This window comes from Rhodococcus sp. NPDC060090 (assembly GCF_042729855.1).
GTDB lineage: Bacteria > Actinomycetota > Actinomycetes > Mycobacteriales > Mycobacteriaceae > Rhodococcus.
Genome location: NZ_JBHWXB010000018.1, coordinates 86039 through 104769 on the forward strand (window position 1 = coordinate 86039; position 18731 = coordinate 104769).

At 67.1% G+C, this 18731-nt stretch carries 16 protein-coding genes; 3 read left to right on the forward strand and 13 right to left on the reverse strand.

The features are described 5' to 3' along the window. Positions 1 to 183: 183 nt before the first annotated feature. The 6 genes from ACFWCF_RS22250 to ACFWCF_RS22275 form a co-directional block, all read right to left on the reverse strand. Positions 184 to 609, reverse strand: a complete 426-nt coding sequence (locus ACFWCF_RS22250) for a hypothetical protein (RefSeq protein WP_378566111.1) — start codon at positions 607 to 609, stop codon at positions 184 to 186. Positions 610 to 693: 84 nt separating this feature from the next. Beyond that, a complete protein-coding gene (locus tag ACFWCF_RS22255) occupies positions 694 to 2475 on the reverse strand; it encodes an Hsp70 family protein (protein WP_378566114.1) in 1782 nt (593 codons plus the stop codon). A 167-nt stretch (positions 2476 to 2642) separates the two neighbouring features. Then, the gene (locus tag ACFWCF_RS22260; RefSeq protein WP_378566117.1) at positions 2643 to 5009 is read right to left on the reverse strand and encodes an Hsp70 family protein; all 2367 of its coding nucleotides are present in this window, start codon (positions 5007 to 5009) and stop codon (positions 2643 to 2645) included. Between the two features lie 129 nt (positions 5010 to 5138). Continuing rightward, positions 5139 to 5438, reverse strand: coding sequence for a hypothetical protein (locus ACFWCF_RS22265; RefSeq protein ID WP_378566119.1), 300 nt, complete (start codon positions 5436 to 5438; stop codon positions 5139 to 5141). A 229-nt stretch (positions 5439 to 5667) separates the two neighbouring features. Beyond that, positions 5668 to 7458, reverse strand: a complete 1791-nt coding sequence (locus ACFWCF_RS22270) for an ABC transporter ATP-binding protein (protein WP_378566122.1) — start codon at positions 7456 to 7458, stop codon at positions 5668 to 5670. Continuing rightward, complete coding sequence (locus ACFWCF_RS22275) at positions 7455 to 9155, reverse strand: ABC transporter ATP-binding protein (RefSeq protein WP_378566182.1); 1701 nt, start codon at positions 9153 to 9155, stop codon at positions 7455 to 7457. The genes ACFWCF_RS22270 and ACFWCF_RS22275 overlap by 4 nt, the downstream gene beginning before the upstream one ends. Before the next feature lie 203 nt (positions 9156 to 9358). Here ACFWCF_RS22275 and ACFWCF_RS22280 point away from each other — a divergent pair, with 203 nt between their 5' ends. Beyond that, the gene (locus ACFWCF_RS22280) at positions 9359 to 10393 is read left to right on the forward strand and encodes an iron-siderophore ABC transporter substrate-binding protein (protein WP_378566125.1); all 1035 of its coding nucleotides are present in this window, start codon (positions 9359 to 9361) and stop codon (positions 10391 to 10393) included. 45 nt (positions 10394 to 10438) lie between these two features. Here ACFWCF_RS22280 and ACFWCF_RS22285 read toward each other — a convergent pair whose 3' ends face one another. The 7 genes from ACFWCF_RS22285 to ACFWCF_RS22315 form a co-directional block, all read right to left on the reverse strand. Beyond that, positions 10439 to 10936 carry a GbsR/MarR family transcriptional regulator gene (locus ACFWCF_RS22285; RefSeq protein ID WP_378566128.1) on the reverse strand — a complete coding sequence of 166 codons (498 nt, stop codon included), beginning with the start codon at positions 10934 to 10936 and terminating at the stop codon, positions 10439 to 10441. Beyond that, entirely contained in the window at positions 10933 to 11733 is an 801-nt protein-coding gene (locus tag ACFWCF_RS22290; protein ID WP_378566131.1) for a 2-phosphosulfolactate phosphatase, read from the reverse strand. Before ACFWCF_RS22290 ends, ACFWCF_RS22285 begins: the two co-directional genes overlap by 4 nt. 7 nt (positions 11734 to 11740) lie before the next feature. Then, positions 11741 to 12409: a methionine ABC transporter permease gene (locus tag ACFWCF_RS22295; RefSeq protein WP_378566134.1), complete on the reverse strand. Its 669-nt coding sequence runs from the start codon at positions 12407 to 12409 to the stop codon at positions 11741 to 11743. Further along, complete coding sequence (locus ACFWCF_RS22300) at positions 12406 to 13479, reverse strand: methionine ABC transporter ATP-binding protein (protein WP_378566137.1); 1074 nt, start codon at positions 13477 to 13479, stop codon at positions 12406 to 12408. The genes ACFWCF_RS22295 and ACFWCF_RS22300 overlap by 4 nt, the downstream gene beginning before the upstream one ends. Next, a complete protein-coding gene (locus tag ACFWCF_RS22305) occupies positions 13425 to 14261 on the reverse strand; it encodes a MetQ/NlpA family ABC transporter substrate-binding protein (protein WP_378566140.1) in 837 nt (278 codons plus the stop codon). Before ACFWCF_RS22305 ends, ACFWCF_RS22300 begins: the two co-directional genes overlap by 55 nt. 65 nt (positions 14262 to 14326) lie before the next feature. Then, the gene (locus ACFWCF_RS22310; protein WP_378566143.1) at positions 14327 to 15349 is read right to left on the reverse strand and encodes an isopenicillin N synthase family dioxygenase; all 1023 of its coding nucleotides are present in this window, start codon (positions 15347 to 15349) and stop codon (positions 14327 to 14329) included. A 289-nt stretch (positions 15350 to 15638) separates the two neighbouring features. Continuing rightward, the gene (locus tag ACFWCF_RS22315; RefSeq protein WP_378566146.1) at positions 15639 to 16880 is read right to left on the reverse strand and encodes a nitrate/nitrite transporter; all 1242 of its coding nucleotides are present in this window, start codon (positions 16878 to 16880) and stop codon (positions 15639 to 15641) included. A gap of 345 nt (positions 16881 to 17225) precedes the next feature. Here ACFWCF_RS22315 and ACFWCF_RS22320 point away from each other — a divergent pair, with 345 nt between their 5' ends. Together ACFWCF_RS22320 and ACFWCF_RS22325 are read left to right on the forward strand one after the other, a co-directional pair. Continuing rightward, positions 17226 to 17969 carry a hypothetical protein gene (locus ACFWCF_RS22320; RefSeq protein ID WP_378566149.1) on the forward strand — a complete coding sequence of 248 codons (744 nt, stop codon included), beginning with the start codon at positions 17226 to 17228 and terminating at the stop codon, positions 17967 to 17969. Continuing rightward, the gene (locus ACFWCF_RS22325; protein WP_378566152.1) at positions 17921 to 18370 is read left to right on the forward strand and encodes a hypothetical protein; all 450 of its coding nucleotides are present in this window, start codon (positions 17921 to 17923) and stop codon (positions 18368 to 18370) included. The genes ACFWCF_RS22320 and ACFWCF_RS22325 overlap by 49 nt, the downstream gene beginning before the upstream one ends. The last annotated feature ends 361 nt before the right edge of the window (positions 18371 to 18731 follow it).

Sequence of the window (18731 nt, forward strand, 5' to 3'; positions counted from 1 at the left end):
CGAACGTCGATCCCCGGTCGTGCGACTGACGGACACTCGATGTCCTGTGAGCCACGGCACACACACTAGTGCTGATGACGCCGGACTTGTCCAGGATTCGACACGCATTCTTCGGAGCGGCGTGTCCGCCTGTTCGAGCTCTCGGCAAGGAGTAGGGTTCGTGCCCTCACCGGGCGGTTCGGGTCAGTGGCCGGGTGCCGAACCGGCGCCGGGAAGCAGGAGTCGGACGACCTCGCGACCGAGTTTCATCGGGTCGATCGGATGCGATACGACGGCCTCGGCTCGCGACCACGATGCGAGCCACGTGTCGTCGGGTCGGCCGATGATCACGACGACGGGCGGGCACGGATCGATCTCGTCCTTGAGTTGCTTCGCAATTCCCAGCCCTCCGGCCGGCGCGGTCTCCCCGTCCAGGATCACCAGATCGATCCCCCCGGCGTCGAGGTGCTCGAGGACGACGGGTGCCGTGGCCACCTCGACGTACTCGATCAGTGGGAGGTCGGGGTGCAGTGTCGTGCCCAGCGCAGCCTGCACTCGATCACGCACAGTGGCGTCGTCGCTGTACACGAGGACCTTCAGAGTTGCGGGACGGCTCGCGGCATCACTCACGTGCCCGATGCTAGAGCGTCGCGGACCTCACCGGACGGTGCGGTCACGCTCGCGCGGCGTGTCGCGCCGACTCGGTCGGCGCCCTCAGCTGTACGCCGACCAGAATTCGAGCATGGGTTCCCGCGCGAGTTCGGCTCCGCTCTCGGTGATGAGCAGGGCCCTGTCGTCGAAGCGGTAGGTCACGCCCGCGTTGGTGGCTCTGAAGCCGTCCGCGGTCGCGACAGGATCCTCGATCTCGATGCCGGAGCCGTCGTCGACGCGGATGCCCTTGTAGTAGAGGCGGTCGACGCCGGTCCGGCACACCACCATCAGCGAGTCCGCGGTGCGCGCGATACCGACGGCTTCGTTGTCCGCGTTGCATCGCGGACCGTCGCCGCCGACGAAGCCCTGCGCGTCCGCGTTCGTGACGGCGACGACGCTCCGCGGAGGTGTCGCGCTGGTTCGTGTCGTCGTGGGCCTGGTCGTCGTGGGCCTCGTGGTCGTGGTCGTCGTGGGCGCGGCTGTGGTCGTGGCCTCCTCGGTGACCGCCATGGTGGTGACCGTCGTGATACCCGTCGACGCACCGGCGAGTGTCCCGGGGTCGGCCGAATCGTCCCTCGTGCTGCTCCACGCGACGACGGCACCGACGGCAACGAGCGCGGTCACAGCCCCCGCGAGGGCACCTCGACGAGCACCCCTCGAGGTGCTGTGAGGCGGGGATTCCGGAGCGTTCGGGCCCGCCTCAGGGTTCGAAGACGCAGCAGAATTCCGAGACGCACTGCGATTCTGGGGCTGGCTCGACATCTGCCGCGCAGCGATCAACGCGCCCTGTGCCACCACGGTCTTGGGGTCGTCGAGGGTCGCGACCGGTGCCACCCGCGACAGTTGCTGGTGTACCAGTGGAATCCGCGAGGATCCACCGGTCAGATAGAGGGCATGCAGCGACCCGGGCGCCACCCAAGCATCGGCGAGCGCGCCGCGGACCAGGTTCACCGCCGACTCGACCTGCGGGGTGATCAGCGAGTCGAATTCCGGTCGGGTCATCGACAGGGCCGTCCGGGAGCCCGCTCCCGTGACAGCGACTGTCGCCGAGGGAGTTTCGGACAGCACTTCCTTGGCAGCGCGAGCGGTGTCGTCGAGCGCCCGGACCGCGTCGATGCTGCCGGGGACCCCGTCCGCGAATTCCGCGCGCAGATCGGGCTCGCGGTCGGCCACGTGGTCGAGTGCCCAGCGCCGGACCAGTGCGTCGAAGTTCTTGCCCCCGAGCGCGTTGTCGCCACGCGCAGCCACGACGTCGAACGCTCCGGAGTCGGCGACCCGCAGCACCGCGACGTCGGCGGTGCCGCCGCCGAAGTCGAACACCGCGAGCGCAGTGCCGACCTGCAGCGAAGCGGTGCGGGAGTAGTGGTAGGCCGCCGCCCGAGGTTCCGACACGGTGGTGATCGCAGCCGGGTCGATTCCCGCGCGCGACGCCGCTTCCACCAGCACCGCGACGGTGGCGTGCGACCACGCTTCGGGGTGGGTGAGCACGACGCGTTCGGGTGGCACGTCGTTGTGCAGCGCCGCTGCCCGGCGGACCACGCTGCGCAGAACCGCGGCGATCATCTGCGACGGCGTCATATCTACGCCGCCGGCCCGGATGAACGGCTGGGCGATCAGGCGTTTGGGCGCGGGCACGAACCTGTCCGGGTGGTGGGCCGCCGCATTCTGGGCTGCGTCCCCGGTGAGAATCTCCCCGTCGGCACGCACGAACACCGCCGAGGGCAGCAGGTTCGACCGGTGGGTGAGCGAGACCGGATGGATCGTGCCGTCACCGGCCCGGGTGTGTGCGGCCGCAGTGTTCGATGTCCCGAAGTCGATCGCGAGCCACCATCGGTCATCTCTCATGAATGAGGAGACTAGTACGACAACCGTAAGTTGATCTTGACCGCATGTCCTTGCAGATGGCCCCGAGCTCGGCACGAATCTTTCCCCACGTTGCGCGGGTTGCCGTGGGTCGTGAGGCAACGGAAACCCGTGCAAGTGGAGGAACGTGTCGCGGCGGCGACACCGGCTCAGACCGGGACCCGCACCGGTACCGCACTCGCCGTTGTCGATTCGTTGCCCAGCTCACCGTTTCCGTTCTCGCCCCAGCAGAACACCTGGTCGTCGACGGTGGTCGCGCAGGTGTGGACGGCACCGGTCGTGATGGCCGTCGCCGCGGCAGGAAGTGCCACCGGTGTCGGTTCCGTCGAGATACCGCCGGGAGCGCTCGTGTGCTGCCCCCAGTCGGTCGTTCCCCAGCAGGAGACGACGCCGTCCTCCGTGAGCGCACACGTGTGCCGCAGCGAGGCCGAGAGCGCAACGGCTCGGCCGGACAGCGAGGACAGCACCGGTTCTGAGTGCGAGTCGTTGGTGCCGTCGCCGAGCTGTCCCCAGCCGTTCTCACCCCAGCAATAGGTCCGGGCGTCCTCGAGGGCGGCGCAGGTGTGTCCGCGCCCCGCCACGACGAACGCGGCGGGGCCGGGTAGCTCCACCTGCAGCGGATCGGCGATCGCGACGTCGGAGTCGTTGGTGTGTCCGCGTCCCAGTTGGCCGGAGGTGTTCGCGCCCCAGCAGAAGACATCACCGACGACGGTGGACGCGCAGGTGTGGTTGCCTCCCGCTGCCAGCGACGTCATGGTGGGCAGGTCGATGCGGCGGGGCGCTTCGATCAGGTCGGCTCCCTCCTCGCCGATCTGGCCGTTGGTGTTGCGGCCCCAGCAGTAGCCTTCGCCGCTCTCTGTCAGGGCGCATGTGTGGTCCTCACCTGCGCTCAGCGCCGAGACGGGGGCGGGCATGTCGATCCGTACCGGTTCTGTACTCGGATCGGTCGTGCCCGTGCCGAGCTGACCGAAAGTGTTGTAACCCCAGCAGTAGGTCTCGCCGTCGCCCAGGGCCGCACAGGTGTGCTCACGGCCGGTGCCGAGCGCGGACGCGGGCGCGGAGAGCTCGACCGAGACGGGTGAGTATCGAGAATCGGCGGTCCCGTCGCCGAGCTGACCGGAGGCGTTGAGTCCCCAGCAGCTGACATCACCGAAAGAATCGGCGCACGTGAACCATCCTCCGGCGGAGACGGTGAACACATCGTTGCCCGTCGGCGACGGTGCCGGGCCGCCGGTCGCGGTCGGGCCCTGGCCTGCGCCGAGATCGGGCCAGTACACCGCGACACCGACGACTGCGGCGATGACCGCCACCACCGCGCCGAGTGCGGCGAGAGTTCGGGCGGATACACGCGGCGGATTCGACGGATCCGGCGGCCGAGAGGCACGCACCGGCACCGTGGGCGCCGCTGCAGGGCGGCCGGCGCGGCCGGTGGCGATGAGCGCACCACGCACCACCACGGTTTTCGGGTCATCGAGGGTCGCGACGGGGCCGACCTGTCCGAGCACGCTGTGTACCAGCGGGATCCGAGAGGATCCTCCGGTGAGGTAGATCGCCTGCAGCCGATCGCGCGGAACACCTCCCTGCGTAAGCGCGGTGCGGACGAGCGAGGCCGCCTGCTCGATCTGAGGGGTGATGAGGTCTTCGAACTCGTCGCGGGTCAGGAGCAGGTTCTCGCGCCATGGGCCGCCTACGGCCGAGACGGTCGCGGACGGCGCATCGGACAGCACTTCCTTGGCACGACGTGCGGACTCCTCGAGCGCCCGCCGGGCCTGCACTTGCTCGGGGCCGGATCCGCGCAGGTACTCGGCGAGGTCGGGGTTGAGGTCGGCAAGCTGGGATTCGGCCCAGCCGCGCACGAGTGCGTCGAAGTTCTTGCCGCCGAGTCCATTGTCGCCGACAGCGGCGACGACCTCGAATTCGTTGTCGGGAGTACCGCGCAGAATCGCCACGTCGACGGTGCCGCCCCCGAAGTCGAATACGGCTATTGCCGATCCGGCGGGCACGGGGGTGTTGCGGGAGTAGAAGTGCGCGGCGGCGCGTGGTTCGGACACCGTTACGACGGTGGACGGATCGATACCGACCTGAGCGGCTGCGTCGGTCAGCACCGCGACCAGGTCTGCTGACCAGGCTTCGGGGTGGGTGAGCACGACGCGGGACGGCGGGACCGCGTTGTTGTGTCGCAGCGCGCGGTGATATGCGTTGCCGATCACTGCGGCGACAAGGGCCGTGCGGGGCACGGGTGTGCCGTGCACCGACACAGCGGGCAGACTCACGAGCCGTTTCGGCGACGGAACGTAGGCTCCCGGATCCGACTCGGCGGCGTTGAGCGCAGCATCGCCGACAAGGATGTCGTCGAGCGACCGGACCGGCACCGACCGGACGAAGACCGACGACGACATGAGGTTGCCATGGTGCGTCAACGAGAGCGTGTGGATGCCCGCCCCCGGATCGGTCACGGCCGCAGCGGTGTTCGACGTGCCGAAATCGATCGCCAGCGACCGGTCACCAGTGCTCATGGCTCATGAGAGTAGGCGAGGATACGCGCGCATACCGACCCGGCAGGAACCTGTCGTGGATTACCGTCGGAGTACCGCTGTGTCACGGTGGCTTCCCCGCTCTACCGTGACTTCTCGGGCCATGGCCCCTCAAGCGACGGAGTGCTTGCCACCGTCCCTGACTGTCGACGTTCTCCGCGGATGCGATCGGCGCAGGCTCCGGAGCCGCTCACCTGCGCTGTGCACCCGGCCGGCAGCCGGTCCCGGCGTGATCATCAGGTGCGCCACGACGACGCAGACACCTGTGAGCGCACCGTAGAGAAGTCCTGAGACGACCGATCCGGTGATCATGACCACCGTGGTTCCGATGATGAGCCCTGCCGACAGAACGAGGATCGCCAACGCTCTGCTCTGCGACCGGTCCCCCGACTCGGTGCGATGTTCGCCCATGTTTCCTCCCCTCCCCGGAGCGGACTCGACCGTGTGTGCTCTGCGCATCGAAGAGTGCGAGATGCACGGTCGCGGTATCCGAATGGATCGAGAGTTCCGCCCCTTACCCGTTACGCCCGGGCCCGCGGCGTAGTGGATAACGAAACACTACCAAATGTGATGAATATCTCGCAACTGACCTGTGGTGCGTCACCAAGCTGTTGCATCGTGTGGCCCTGGTCGAATCCGGTCACCCTTCGGGTGGACTGTCCCCCACTGCGGCGGCTCCCGACCATGTCGCCCACAGTCGTGCGTACTGCTCTCCGGCAGCGACGAGCTCCTCGTGGGTCCCCGACTCGCAGACGACACCGTGCTCGAGCACGATGATCCTGTCTGCGGTGGCCGCCTGAGTGAGGCGGTGCGCCACCACCAGCGAGGTCCTGCCGGTCACGGTGGCGGCCGCCGACTCCTCGAGATCGCGGGCGCCTGCGCTCCCGGCTTCCGCGGTCGCCTCGTCGAGGACCGCTACCGCGGGGTCGGCGAGCAGCACGCGGGCGAGCGCGAGTTGCTGCGCCTGCGCGGCGGTGAGCCGATGGCCTCCCTCACCCACCACGGTGTCGATGGCGGCAGGCAACGCGCGGACCCAGCCGATCGCTCCCACCGACGTGAGTGCGGCCTCGAGCACCTGGTCGTCGGCCTGCGGGGCGGCAAGCTGCAGGTCGTCGCGGAGTGTGCCTGCGAAGGTGTGTACCTCCTGGGTGACGATCGCGATGTGGTCGCGGATCGTGCCTGTCAGTTCGGCCAGTGGAACACCGCCCAGTGCCACCTCGCCGGAATCCGGAGTGATGCTGCCCGCCGCGATCGATGCCAGGGTGCTCTTGCCCGACCCGGTCGGGCCGACGAGCGCGATCCGTTCACCTGGAGCGATGGTCAGGTCGATGCCGTGCAATACCTCATGCCCGTCGTAGCTGTGGCGGATACCGCTCAGCCGCAGGCGTGAATCGGTGGGCGGGCGGGGGTCGACCGGCGGTGCACTGTCGGGGAGCGAGACGATGCCGACGAGCCTGGCCAGGCTCGCCCCGGCCGATTGCACCTCGTCGAAGGTGAACAGGATCGCGGCAATGGGATTGAACAACTGGTGGAACAGGAGTGCAGCGGCGGTGACCTGGCCGACTGTGACCGACCCGTCGTCGACCAGGACGAATCCCGCGGCGAGGATGCAGGCCAGACTCACGTATTCGGCGCGGTTCCCACGGCTCGCGAACCGGGCGAAGATCCCGAACACGTCGATGCCCAGCACCCGGGCACGATCCGATGCCTGGTCCACGAGGTCTCGGTGCACGGCTTCGGTTCCGTAGGCCCGCACGGTGTGCTGCCCCTGAATGCTGCTGATCAAGGCCTGGGATCGCGCTCCCATCGCGACGCGCTGCGCGGCGTATCGGGGCGCCGACCGCGGCAGGTACCACCGCAGCGCCAGGGTGTACATGGGGACGGCGATCATACCGGCCAGCCCAAGGCGCCAGTCGATTCCGACCATCGTGGTCAGGCTCACCGCAACGAGGAACAGCGCGGAGATCACCGGTGGGACGGCGTCGGAGACCGCCTTGTCGATCACGGCGACGTCATCGCCGACGCGGGCGAGCACGTCGCCCTTGCCTGCCTGCTCGACCGTGCGCATCGGCAACCGCAGGGTGCGCACAACCACTGATTCGCGGAGCCTGGCGAGCACCGTGGACCCCAGCACCGCAACGAAGTAGCGGGAAAGGCCGGTGAACACGCCCGCGGCAACCGCCGCGACAGCAATGATCGCGACAATCCCGCCGAGGGAGGCGATCGGAGCCGACTCACGCACGCGGTCGACGAGGACCCCGAACATGTAGACGGGGAGCACGGTCGCCGCCGCGCCCAGCGCTGCCGTGACAACTCCCGCTGCCGCGATGGCCGACTTCGTTCGGACCGCCCGGCCGAGCCAGGCCCACGATTCGCGGGCGGTGGCGACCGGCAGCAGCGGACGTTCGGCCTCCGGGATCAGCTCTGTCATCGAACGACCGCCTCCTGGTACACCGCGTCGATCTCGACGAGCTGATGGTGCGTCGCGGTAGCAACGACACGCCCTTCGTCGATCACCACGACACGGTCGGCGGCGGCGAGAAGTGCAGGACTCGAGGTGAGGACGATGGTGGTGCGCGGGTCGGTTCCGTGCCGGAGCGCGAGGAGCCCCTCTGCGATGTTCAGTTCGGTGACCGAGTCGACCGCGGTCGTGGGATCGTGCAGGACGAGCACGGGCGGATCCGCTGCGAGCGCCCGCGCCAACGCGACCCGTTGCCGCTGGCCGCCGGACAGTGTGGTGCCGTCGTCGCCGACCGGCTGGTCGAGACCGGACGGATGCAGATCCACGACGTCGCGGGCGGCGGACGCGTCGAGTGCGCGTTCGAGGTCGATCGACGCGTCGGAGCCACACCCCGCTGTGATGTGGGAACCCGCTGTGATGTTGGAGCGCAGTGTGCCCGAGAACAGGAACGTGTCGTGCGGTTCGGCGAGGACCAGTGTGCGAGCCAGCTCGATCGGAAGGTCGCGGGCCGGCACCGACCCGACGGTGAACGATCCGATGTAGTCGTCCGCGGGGACCTGCGACGACAGGAGCGCGAACAGTGCGTCGGCGTCTTCCGGCCGGTACGCGACGATTCCGACGAACTCTCCGCGCGCGATGGTGAGGTCGAGTCTGTCGAGCGTCCGGTACGTGAGGTCGGCCAGCTCGAGGACGGGTCCTTGCGCCCGGTGGCTGACGTCGTCGCTTCCGGGGTGCAGTAGCGGTGCGCTGTCGAGGACCCGCGCAACGCGGTCGGCCGATCCTCGCGATGCCGCGACGGCGGCCGGTACCTGGGCGAGTGTGGTGAGGGGCTCGATGAGGAATTGGGCCAGACCCACCACCGTGATGACCTCGGCGAGTCCGATCCTGCCGCTGAGCGCCAGCCAACCGGCCCCTGCGGCGACTGCCACTGCAAGTAACGCACTCGCGCTGGTCGAGACACCTGCGAACACCGATCGGACCTTCGCCGCGCCGAGTGTAGCGGTCAGGGCGTCGTCGCTGACGGCACGAAAACGTTGTCCTGCTTCGACTTCTCCTCCGAATCCGCGCAGCGGCCGCAGCCCGGTGACGAGGTCTGTCGCGACGGCCGACGCGGTTCCGATGCGGGCCTGCTGTTCGGCGGTGCGGTGTGCGATGACCGGCGCAGCGAAGTGCAGTGCTGCGAGCAGTGCGACCGTTCCGACGAGAACGCCGAGGCCGAGTGGAATATCGATGACGAACAGGATCACCGCCGTCGCGATCACCGCGACGGCACCGGCGACGGCTCGCGCGACGAGATCGAGGATCCAGGTGGTGCGGTCGGCGTCCGAGGTGGCGACAGAGAGCAGTTCTCCGGCGCGCATGTCGGTGCGGACGCCGCGCGGGCGCAGGAGCGTGTCGGTGACCTCGACGCGGAGCCGGTGGCCTTCCCCTTCCATCGCGGCGACGACAAGGCGTGCACCGAGGCGCCAGGAGTAGGTGAGGGCCGTGAACAGCAGTGCAAGTCCGATCAGCCAGGCCACCAGCACGGTCCGGTCGCCCGGGGCGATGGCGTTCGCGACGATCGCTCCGATCGCGACCGGAACGAGGGCCTCGAACAACTGGTGCAGGCCGCACAACACCACCGCGATGGTCATTCGTCCGCGGTGTCGCCGCAGCGTGCGCCACATCAATGCGTTGCCGTGCGACGCCTGGTTCTGCGTGTCCACCGCACCTCCCGAATTCCGCCCGGTTCACCCTAGGTGACGGCGTCGGCGAGGATTCTTCCACCACCCGAAGTTTCAGAATTTTTGAAACCAGGAGCTAGGTAAGGCTAGGCTGACCCAGCAATCGGTTGGGACGTCCCCTCGCCCGGCCCCGTCGAAAGGCATCCATGCACAACAGACTCGGCCGTGCGCTCCGCCGGCCCCAGCTCATCGCGATGGTCGCGGCCGGCGCACTCCTGCTCGGGGCCTGCTCGAGCAGCGACAGTGGATCCGACACCACCGCGACCGGCGACTTCGAACCGGTGAGCATCGAGCACGCGCTCGGCACCGCCGAGATCACCGAGGAACCCGAACGCATCGTCACCCTCGGCATGGGATCCGCGGAGACCGTGATCGCACTCGGCACCGTTCCTGTGGGCATCGAAGAGTACCCGTGGGGCAGCGACGAGACCGGTTACCTGCCGTGGATCCACGAAGAGCTCACCGAGCGCGGCGAGGAACTGCCGGCCCAGTTCACCGGCGGAGCCGAGGTCGACATCGAGGCGATCGCGGCGCTGGCGCCCGATCTGATCCTCGCGCCGTGGTCCGGTGTCACCCAGGAGCAGTACGACCTGCTCGACGGCATCGCACCGACCGTCGCCTACCCGGAACTGCCGTGGACCATCACATGGCAGGACCAGATCGAGACGATCGGCACCGCGATGGGCAAGCACGACGAGGCCCTCGATCTCATCACCGAGATCGACGACACGTTCACGAACGCGACCGCTGAGCATCCCGAATATCAGGACGTGAGCTTCTCCTACATCTACAACACCGGACCCGCCACACTGGGCGTGTTCCTCGCGAACGAGCAGCGTGTCGCGATGGTGCGCGGGCTCGGTCTCACCGTCGATCCGGTCGTCGACACCCTCGAGGAGACCGAGGGCACCGACTCGTCGGTCATCGGTCTCGAGAACGCTCATCTGCTCGCCGACTCGGACCTGATCTTCACGTTCTACAGCGATCCTGCCAACCGCGCCGAGATCGAGGCACAGCCTGTTTACCAGCAGATTCCGGCGATCTCTCGGGGTTCGATCGTGGCTCCCGAAGAACAGCCCTTCGTCACCGGGTCTTCGATCATCAACCCGCTCACGGTGCCGTGGGCGCTCGACCGCTATGTCCCGATGATCGACGAAGCGATCTCGAAACTGGACCGGTAAGAGGCGGATACATACGGAAAGGGTGAAGGCGCACCAGTATCGCCTTCACCCTTTCTCGTTGTCGCGTTCGGCCTTGTACCGCTTCCATTCGGCGCTCAGCTTCCGGTTGTCGAGCAGCCATCCCATGTAGTCGCGCATGTTCTCGACCCGGGTATGCGCCGCCGACGCCGGGCCTACCCTCGCGAGCGCCTCCTCCGCCAGGGAGCGCTGGCTACGCAGATAGTCTTCTTCGATGTCGAGGAAGCCGCCCCAGACGTCGTCGGCCATCACGAAATAGTGGGCTCGCTCCCCCGCACGCCGGACCCGCTGCACGAAACCGCGTGCGACGAGCCGGCGGGTGTAGGTCGATACCGAACCGCGGCTCGCGCCCAGCGCGCGGGCAAGTTCATCGGAGCTGACCCCGCCCGATTCGTCGACGAGCAGATAGCCGGCGATGCGCCCTTCGATCCTCGATGCGCCACCTGTCTGCCAGTAGTCGGCGAATCGTTCGACGAACCACGACCGGACGTCGTCGGCGTCCTCTACCTCGCGGGAACTGCTCATGGCAGACATTGTCGCAATCCGCGTGTCACCTGCGCCTCGGGTGGTGCAGCTTCCGTGAAGCGGTGGTCGACAAGCACCGGAACGCATTCGCTGCTCCGCATCTCGGACGCGATCGCGACGTCGTCGGCGAAACCGATCTCGACGAGTTCGCGTCCGGACGCGCAGTCGTGTAGCGCCTCGGAGATCCGGCCGGCGACCGCATCCCAGGCGCAGCGCGCCTGCTCGGCCTCGGGCGACAACGCCCCGAAACCGTGGGTATCCGCCAGCTCCGCGATCACCGCACCTGCACCCCAGAGATCTTCGACGGCCGGACGCAACGAGCCATCCGGCCATTTCTCCCCCGCCGCGACGACGGCGACCACAGCGTCCGCATGCTGCCGGGCGATCCATGCCGCGACGGCGTGGAAGTTTCGCAGCGACACCCCGACGCACGTCGACGTCGCCGACTGCAGCGCGTACGAGATCGACGACCCGTTCGGCGACGACAACACCAGCCTCCGGATACCGCGAGACGCGCGAATCGTACGAGGCGACAGACTCACCGCACCGTCGGTGGCTTCTCTTCGTCCTACCGCGAGCACAGCGTCGTGTGCAGCGGCATAGGTCGCCGCGGTCTCGTCCCGCCATCGGTACGGCAGGACGTCGATGCCGCCGTCCAACGCGACGGACAGCGTCGTGGTGAACGACAGGACGTCCACCACGACCGCGACATCCGCGCCCTCGGCAATGGCCGCGGCCCCCTGCAATCCCCAGTCGAATCGGATCCGGAAGTCGCGTTGCTGGTGTGCGCCGTTCATCCGGCCGTCAACGCCGGTGGGCCATCCGCTTGATGATCGTGTCGCCGATCGACTGCATGATCTGCACCATCACGATCAGCACGACCACAGCGACGAGCAGCACCGGGGTGTTGAAACGCTGGTAGCCGTAGACGAGCGCGAAGTCGCCGAGGCCCCCGGCCCCGATCACGCCGGCCATCGCGGAGTAGCCGACGAGCAGCACCAGTGTCAGCGTCGCTCCCGCCACGAGCGCAGTCGTCGCTTCGGGCAGCAGTACCTTGCGCACGATCTGAGTGTTCGTCGCTCCCATCGCCTCCGCGGCTTCCACCCGTCCGCGTGGCACTTCCCGCAACGCGGATTCGACGATGCGCGCGAAGAACGGGATCGCGCCGATGGTGAGGGGCACGATCGCGGCGGTGGGGCCGATCGCGGTGCCGACGATGAACCGGGTCACGCCGATCAGGGCGATGAGCAGGATCAGGAACGGCAACGAGCGGAACAGGTTGACGATCACGCCGAGCACCGCGTTGATCGCTCGTTGCGGCCACAGTCCCGTCGGACCGGTGATCTGCAACACGATCCCGACGAGCACCCCACCGATCACCGTGAGCACGAACGACACACCGACCATGTACAGGGTCTCGAGTGTCGCGACCCAGACTTCGGGAAGCACCTCGTACCAGGCGGTCTTGTTCATGCCGATAACCCTTCGAGGTCGGTGTCGGTCCCCCACGACAGGGTCAGGTGCTCACGCTCGTCGACGAATCGGGCGATCCCGGCACGATCGACTCCCGCGTCGAAGCGCAGACGCAGCCGGCCGACGGTCATGTCGCCCACCTTCTCGACCCGACCCCCGACCACGGCGATGTCGGTGTCGAGTTCGCGAATCATCTCCGAGAGCCACGGCCCGTGCGCGTCCTCGCCGATCGCGGTGACGAGCGCGGTGTCGCTGATCGCCCCCGCCGACGGGTCGTCGCCCACCGGCACGATCGCGGCACCGAGCCCCGAATATGGGTCCGCCACCAGATCGGCGATGCGACCAGTTTCGACAATGCGGCCGGCCTCGAGCCGAGCCGCGGACGTGCAGACCCGTCGCAGCACCCCGAGTTCGTGGGTGATGATCACGACGGTGACACCGAGACGCCGGTTGACCTCCGCGACGAGATCGAGGATCTGGTCGGTGGTGTCGGGGTCGAGCGCGCTGGTCGCTTCGTCGCACAACAAGACATCGGGTTCGGCGGCGAGGGCGCGGGCGATGCCGACGCGTTGCTGCTGTCCTCCGGACAGTTGTGACGGGTAGGACTTCTCCTTACCCGCGAGCCCGACGAGGTCGATCAGCGCCTTCGCGCGTGCCCGCCGTTCGGCCTTGCCGACTCCCGCCACTTCGAGAGGAAACTCGATGTTGCCGACCACGGTGCGCGAGTGCAGCAGGTTGAACTGCTGGAAGACGGTCCCGATGCGGCGCCGCGCCGACCGGAGTTCGGCTCCGGACAGCTTCGACAGGTCGTCACCGCCGAGCAGGATCCGTCCCGAGGTAGGTTCTTCGAGCAGGTTGAGGCAGCGCAGCAGCGTCGATTTGCCCGAGCCGGACGGCCCGACGATCCCGAAGATCTCGCCGTCGCCGATCTCGAGGTCGATGCCGCGCAGCGCCGCGACCTCCCCGGCGCCACCGGCACCGGGGAAGGTCTTGACGAGACTGTCGACGACGATCATCAGTTCGCCGGGTGCACCGGAACCACGGAGCCCGAGTAGGTCTCCTCGATCCATGCGGCGGTCTCGGGGGATTCGAGCGCCTCGGCGAGCGAGACCACGATCGGGTCGCTCTCGTTCTCCGCGCGGACCACGAGGAGGTTGGAGAACGGGTTGTCCACGACCTCTTCGGTGAAGATCGAATCGTCGGCCGGGGTGAGACCCGCTTCGAGCGCGTAGTTGGAGTTGATCACGGCTGCGGTGACCTGCGGGTCGTCGAGCTGACGGGCGAGCTGCGGGCGTTCGATGGGGATGAACGTCAGGTTCTTCGGGTTCTCGATGATGTTCGCCTCGGTGACCACCGAGAGGTCGGCCTCGGTGAACGGCACATCCATCGTGATCAGCCCAGCGGATTCGAGAAGGTACAGCGCACGCGCATAGTTCGTGGTGTCGCGCGGGACAGCAATCGAGTCACCGTCGGCGAGCTCGTCGAGCGAGGCGACCTTGTTCGAGTAGAGGCTGATCGGCTCGAGGTGCACGTCGGCGACGGCAACGAGGTTGTCGACTCCGTTCTGCTTCTGCCAGTCCACGAGATACGGCTCGTGTTGGAAGAAGTTGGCGTCGACGTCGCCGGCGGAGAGCAGTTCGTTGGGGTCGATTTCGCCGGTGACCTCACGAATGTCGAGCGAGTAGTCGCCGAGCGCACCGGTGCTCACGACATGCTCGAGGATCTCGACGTGCGGTGTGGAGGATGCGGAGACGACCAGGGTGTTCTCGTCACCACCCGATGAGCCACAGGCCGCCAGGCCCAGACCGAGGACAGCAGCTGCCGATGCGGCGGCGGTGCGGCGCAAGAACATCGTTTCTTACCTTCCATGGGTGGAGACCGGTCCGCGGCGCGGCACCGGGTCGAGCCGACAATGAATCACCTGTCGAAAGAACGAGCCAATTCTGCGTGATAACGCTCGGTGACGTTGGGGTGCGCCCGCAGTCGCGACTTCAAGGCGTTGAGTCCGTACACAGAATGCAAGGTACCGCCGTGAACGTCGGTGCCCACGCCTTTTGCGGCAGCAGCCAGGTCCGCGGACAGCGGGACTGTGGGCAGCGCCTTGTCCAGGCCGGGGTTGAGGAAGAACGGCAGCGACACGCGGTCCGAGCCGGCGGCAGGGGGCAGCACCCGATGCACGGTGGCCTTGAGGTAGCCGCCGGTCGCGACTTCGAGGAGTTCGCCGATGTTGACAATGAAGTGTCCTGGAAGCGGGTCGATGTCGAGCCACTCGCCGTCACGTTCGACCTGGAATCCGCCGCTGCCGGGTTCGGGGTACAGCAGGGTGAGCGCACCGACATCCTTGTGGCTGCCGACGCCCTGGTTCGTGACGGTGCGGTCGTGACCCGGGTACCGGGCGATCTTGAGGAGCGGGTCGGGATCGGCGAACGCGTCGTCGAAGAATTCGGCTGGGGCGCCCAGTGATTCGGCCCATGCGCGGAGCAGGATCAGACCGACGTCGCTGGAGCGTGCGATCCATTCCAGCGCCAGGTCGCGCAGCTGCGGCACCTGCGACGGCCACAGGTTCGGCCCGTGCAGCACTTCCCAGGGTCGCTGCGGATCGACATTCACTACCGCAGCACGCTCGGGCCCGATGTCGAGTTGCTCTCGCCAGTCGATGTAGCCCTGAGTGCGCTCGCCGCCGACGCGGGTGTACCCACGGAAGTGGGGTGAGTGCGAGTTCTCGATCTCGAGCTTGTCGGCATCGGAGAGAGCGAAGAATTGCCGTGAGGCCGCGATGAGGCGATCCGCAAGCGTCTCGTCGATACCGTGTCCGGCGAGGTGGAAGAAACCGATCTCGTGGGTGACGATCCGCAGTCGGTCGAGGAGCGCCGCGCGCGCATCCTTGCCCCGGTCGAGGTCGGTGAGGTCGATGATGGGCAGAGTTGCCGTATCGGACATGGTGGATCCTTTCGAGCCGAGTCGCACCGTCGCGAACAGAACGGGTGTGGCCACGGGTTTATTCCGGCGCCGACATGTAACCCAGGATCCGGAACAGGCAGAACTTACGGGAGGTCGCTCGGGCAGGGCCCGTCAGTAGCAACGGCGACAACAACACGCGGGAGCGACGACGCCCACCATGCGTGTGCTCACGACCTGCGCGCGATCTTTGCCGAACATGGTGGTCAACGCTAGCCGCGCGAGCCCCGGGAGGGCAAATTGCCCCAATCGTCGGGGACGGACCCGCGCATCACGCGCGGGTCATGGCACCGACGGATGCGTCCACTCGTCTGGCGACGACGCCGATCCGCAGTGCGAATCCGAGCCCGATCGTGGCGACTGCCGCGACGAGGGCGATACCGATCGCATACGACTGCGGCCTACCATCCCCGATATCGACCAGCCATCCGACAACCTGCTGGAGCACCGCCACCACCAGGAACACCGCACCGTTGACCACCGCCAGCGCTGCCGCTCCCCCACGAGCACCGGTGTGATCATTGACCATCGAGAACACCACGACGACGCTGCCTGCTGCGACCGCCGCCAGCAGCATTCCGACCGTTGCCGCCGCCGCAGCGCCCGTCACTTGCGCCGCGATGAGCACCGCCACCCAGCCGACCACTCCGACAGCACTGACCACCACCATCGTCGCCGGCTCCCGACCGTGGGCATCGCAGAAGCGCCCGACCGCCAGCGAGGTCACCCCGTACACGAGCAACGCCACAGAGATCACGGTCGCCGCGGTCGCCGACGCGATACCGGTCGTGGTCAGAAACGGCGTACCCCACAGACTCGTGAAGGTGTAGAACGTCGAGTTGGTACCCACCGCGACGAGCGCGAACGCGATGAGCGTGCGATCCCGCAGCACGGCGCCGACACCGGCGCCGAGGTCCTGGCCTGCCGTGCGGTCCACCACCGCGGACGGAAGATGCCGGATGAACAGCAGTACCGCCGCGGCGCTCAGCAACGACACCACCGCGGTGGCCGCCAGGACCCCTCTCCAGGTTGTCACCGACAGCAACGACGCCAGCGGGCCACCGGCGGCGATACTGCCGATGTTGCCGATCAGCATGGTCGTCCCCGACATGGCAGCGAATCTGCTTGCCGGATGCCACGCCCCGATGGCGCGCAGCACACCCAGGAAGCTGGTGGAACTGCCGAAGCCGATCAGTGCCGACGCGGTGACCGCGGCCGGCAGGTTCATCGCGACCGCGTAGAGCAGCAGTCCACCTGCGGAAAGTGCGGTGCCGACCCCGACCGCCCAGCTGATGCCGATCCGGTCGATGATCGCGCCGGCGGGTAGCTGCATGACGGTATAGACGTAGAAGTAGGTGCCCGTGGCCAACCCGAGTTGGGCACCGGAGAATCCGAGTTCTTCGGCGAGCGGGCCGGCGAGGCTTCCCGGTGCGAATCGGGTGAAGAAGCTCAGGATGAACGGGATCAGCACCAGGATGTAGCCGACCGTGGGCGAGCGCAGTGTTGGTGGCATCACCGGGGATTGTCCAGCACGCGGTCCACGATCCAGTGGTCGACACGGTGCACTTCCTGCTCGGTGTCGCAGTAGCGCCCGGGAATGCTCGCCGACCTCAGCAGTCTGCGAGATCGAAGCGAGGTGGCGTCGGATCCGCACCTTACGGGATCAGTGCGGTCCCCGGTCGTGCTGTAATGGACCAGTGATGACCCCGACACAGCCCTGGCAACCGCACCCCTAGCGGCCTCGTCAACTGTGTTGCCCGGCCGCCTCTCTGCGCGGTCGATGACACTCACTTACCCCGTACGGCAGTGACACCGTCCGACATGGTGAGGTGGCCTCGAATTGGAGAGGACCCACCCCATGACCCCCGACAGCAGGCCTGGCCGGACCGCCGGTATCGGCGAGATGTTGATCAGTGCCCGTTCACTGGACGAGTACCGATCGATGTTCACCCTCACCGACGAAGACCTGACCCGAAAGATCCTGGACTGCCCCGCCGGCGCAGCCGGATTCACCAGCGCAGCGAACCGCCTCGGCGGTGACGTAACAGCATGCGATATAGCATATTTCGACCACGAACCCGAAGAGCTGGCCATCGTTGGGGAGGCCGAAACCGACCGCGGTAACCGATACATCCGTGCCCACGCAGAGCAATACGACTGGACGTTCTTCGCTGATCCCGACGAGCATCAACTCGTACGCCGGAACGCGGTCCAGGAATTCGCCGCCGACATACGCCGACACCCGCACCGCTACGTCGCCGGACGGCTACCGTCCTTGCCGTTCCCCGATGCCGGATTCGACCTCGTGCTCAGCTCCCACCTGCTGTTCAGCTATTCCGACCGTCTCGATCACGCCTTCCACCTCGATGCGATCCGCGAGTTGATGCGTCTCGCCCGCGGCGAGCTGCGGATCTTCCCACTCGTGGCCTCAGGATCCGGGGTTCGCTACCCAACCTTGGGCACGCTGCTCACCGACCTTCGGCACCACGACATCACCGGTGAAGTCGTCGAGGTCGACTACCGGTTCCAAACGGGCGCCCACCACATGCTGGTGTGCCGCCACATCACCTCGCATGGTCCGGAAACGCCAGGGTCGGCCTGATCAAGGACAGCTCCGCCAACGTTGCACTTCTCAATGGTGAACGCGGCTACGTCGTCCTGGTCAGCGAGACCGACATGGATGTGCCTCGGGTGGCAGACGCGCATACCGGATCATGTTCGGCCTACACACTCACATCCACCAGCAACGACCACACGCACCGAGGGACAGTACAGACCGAGCGTCTCGATCTTCCTCCGGAACTCGGATCGGACGACGCGGTCATCTTGTCCGAGGTCACCGACCCTGACAACCCGGACTGGAGCAACGACGAAGTGCTACTCGGTTACGCGGCTCTGAATGGATACACCGTGATGGTGCTCGGATACCAGGGCAGGGAATTCGAGGCCGAATTCGTCGAGGTGATGACCGGTGTCTTGGAGAAGGTTCGTCGCCTGACCTGAACACCGTCAGGCCTCCGGCCGAGCATCGACTATCGAATGCACGGTCATCCCGTGTTCGTCGTCGGTTTCGGTCGGCGTGTGCAAGATCGGTAGCTGGACCGGTGGACTTGCCGCAACAGTTGGGATCGCTCCGCGGATCGCTGGTACGAGGTCCATCGACCGAATGTGAAGCGCAAGTTCGCGTTGACGAGTTCGTTCACACGCGTGCGCATCCGGATGATCGGCGCGACGGGGCCCAGGACTAGCGCGAGCGGATGCCAGCGTGCATTAAAGATGTTTCGGTAATTGAGTGAGAACTGGTCATAAGGAAAGCCCGGTGTGATCGAGGAAGCCGTGACACAGATCGTAGTTCGACCCGATC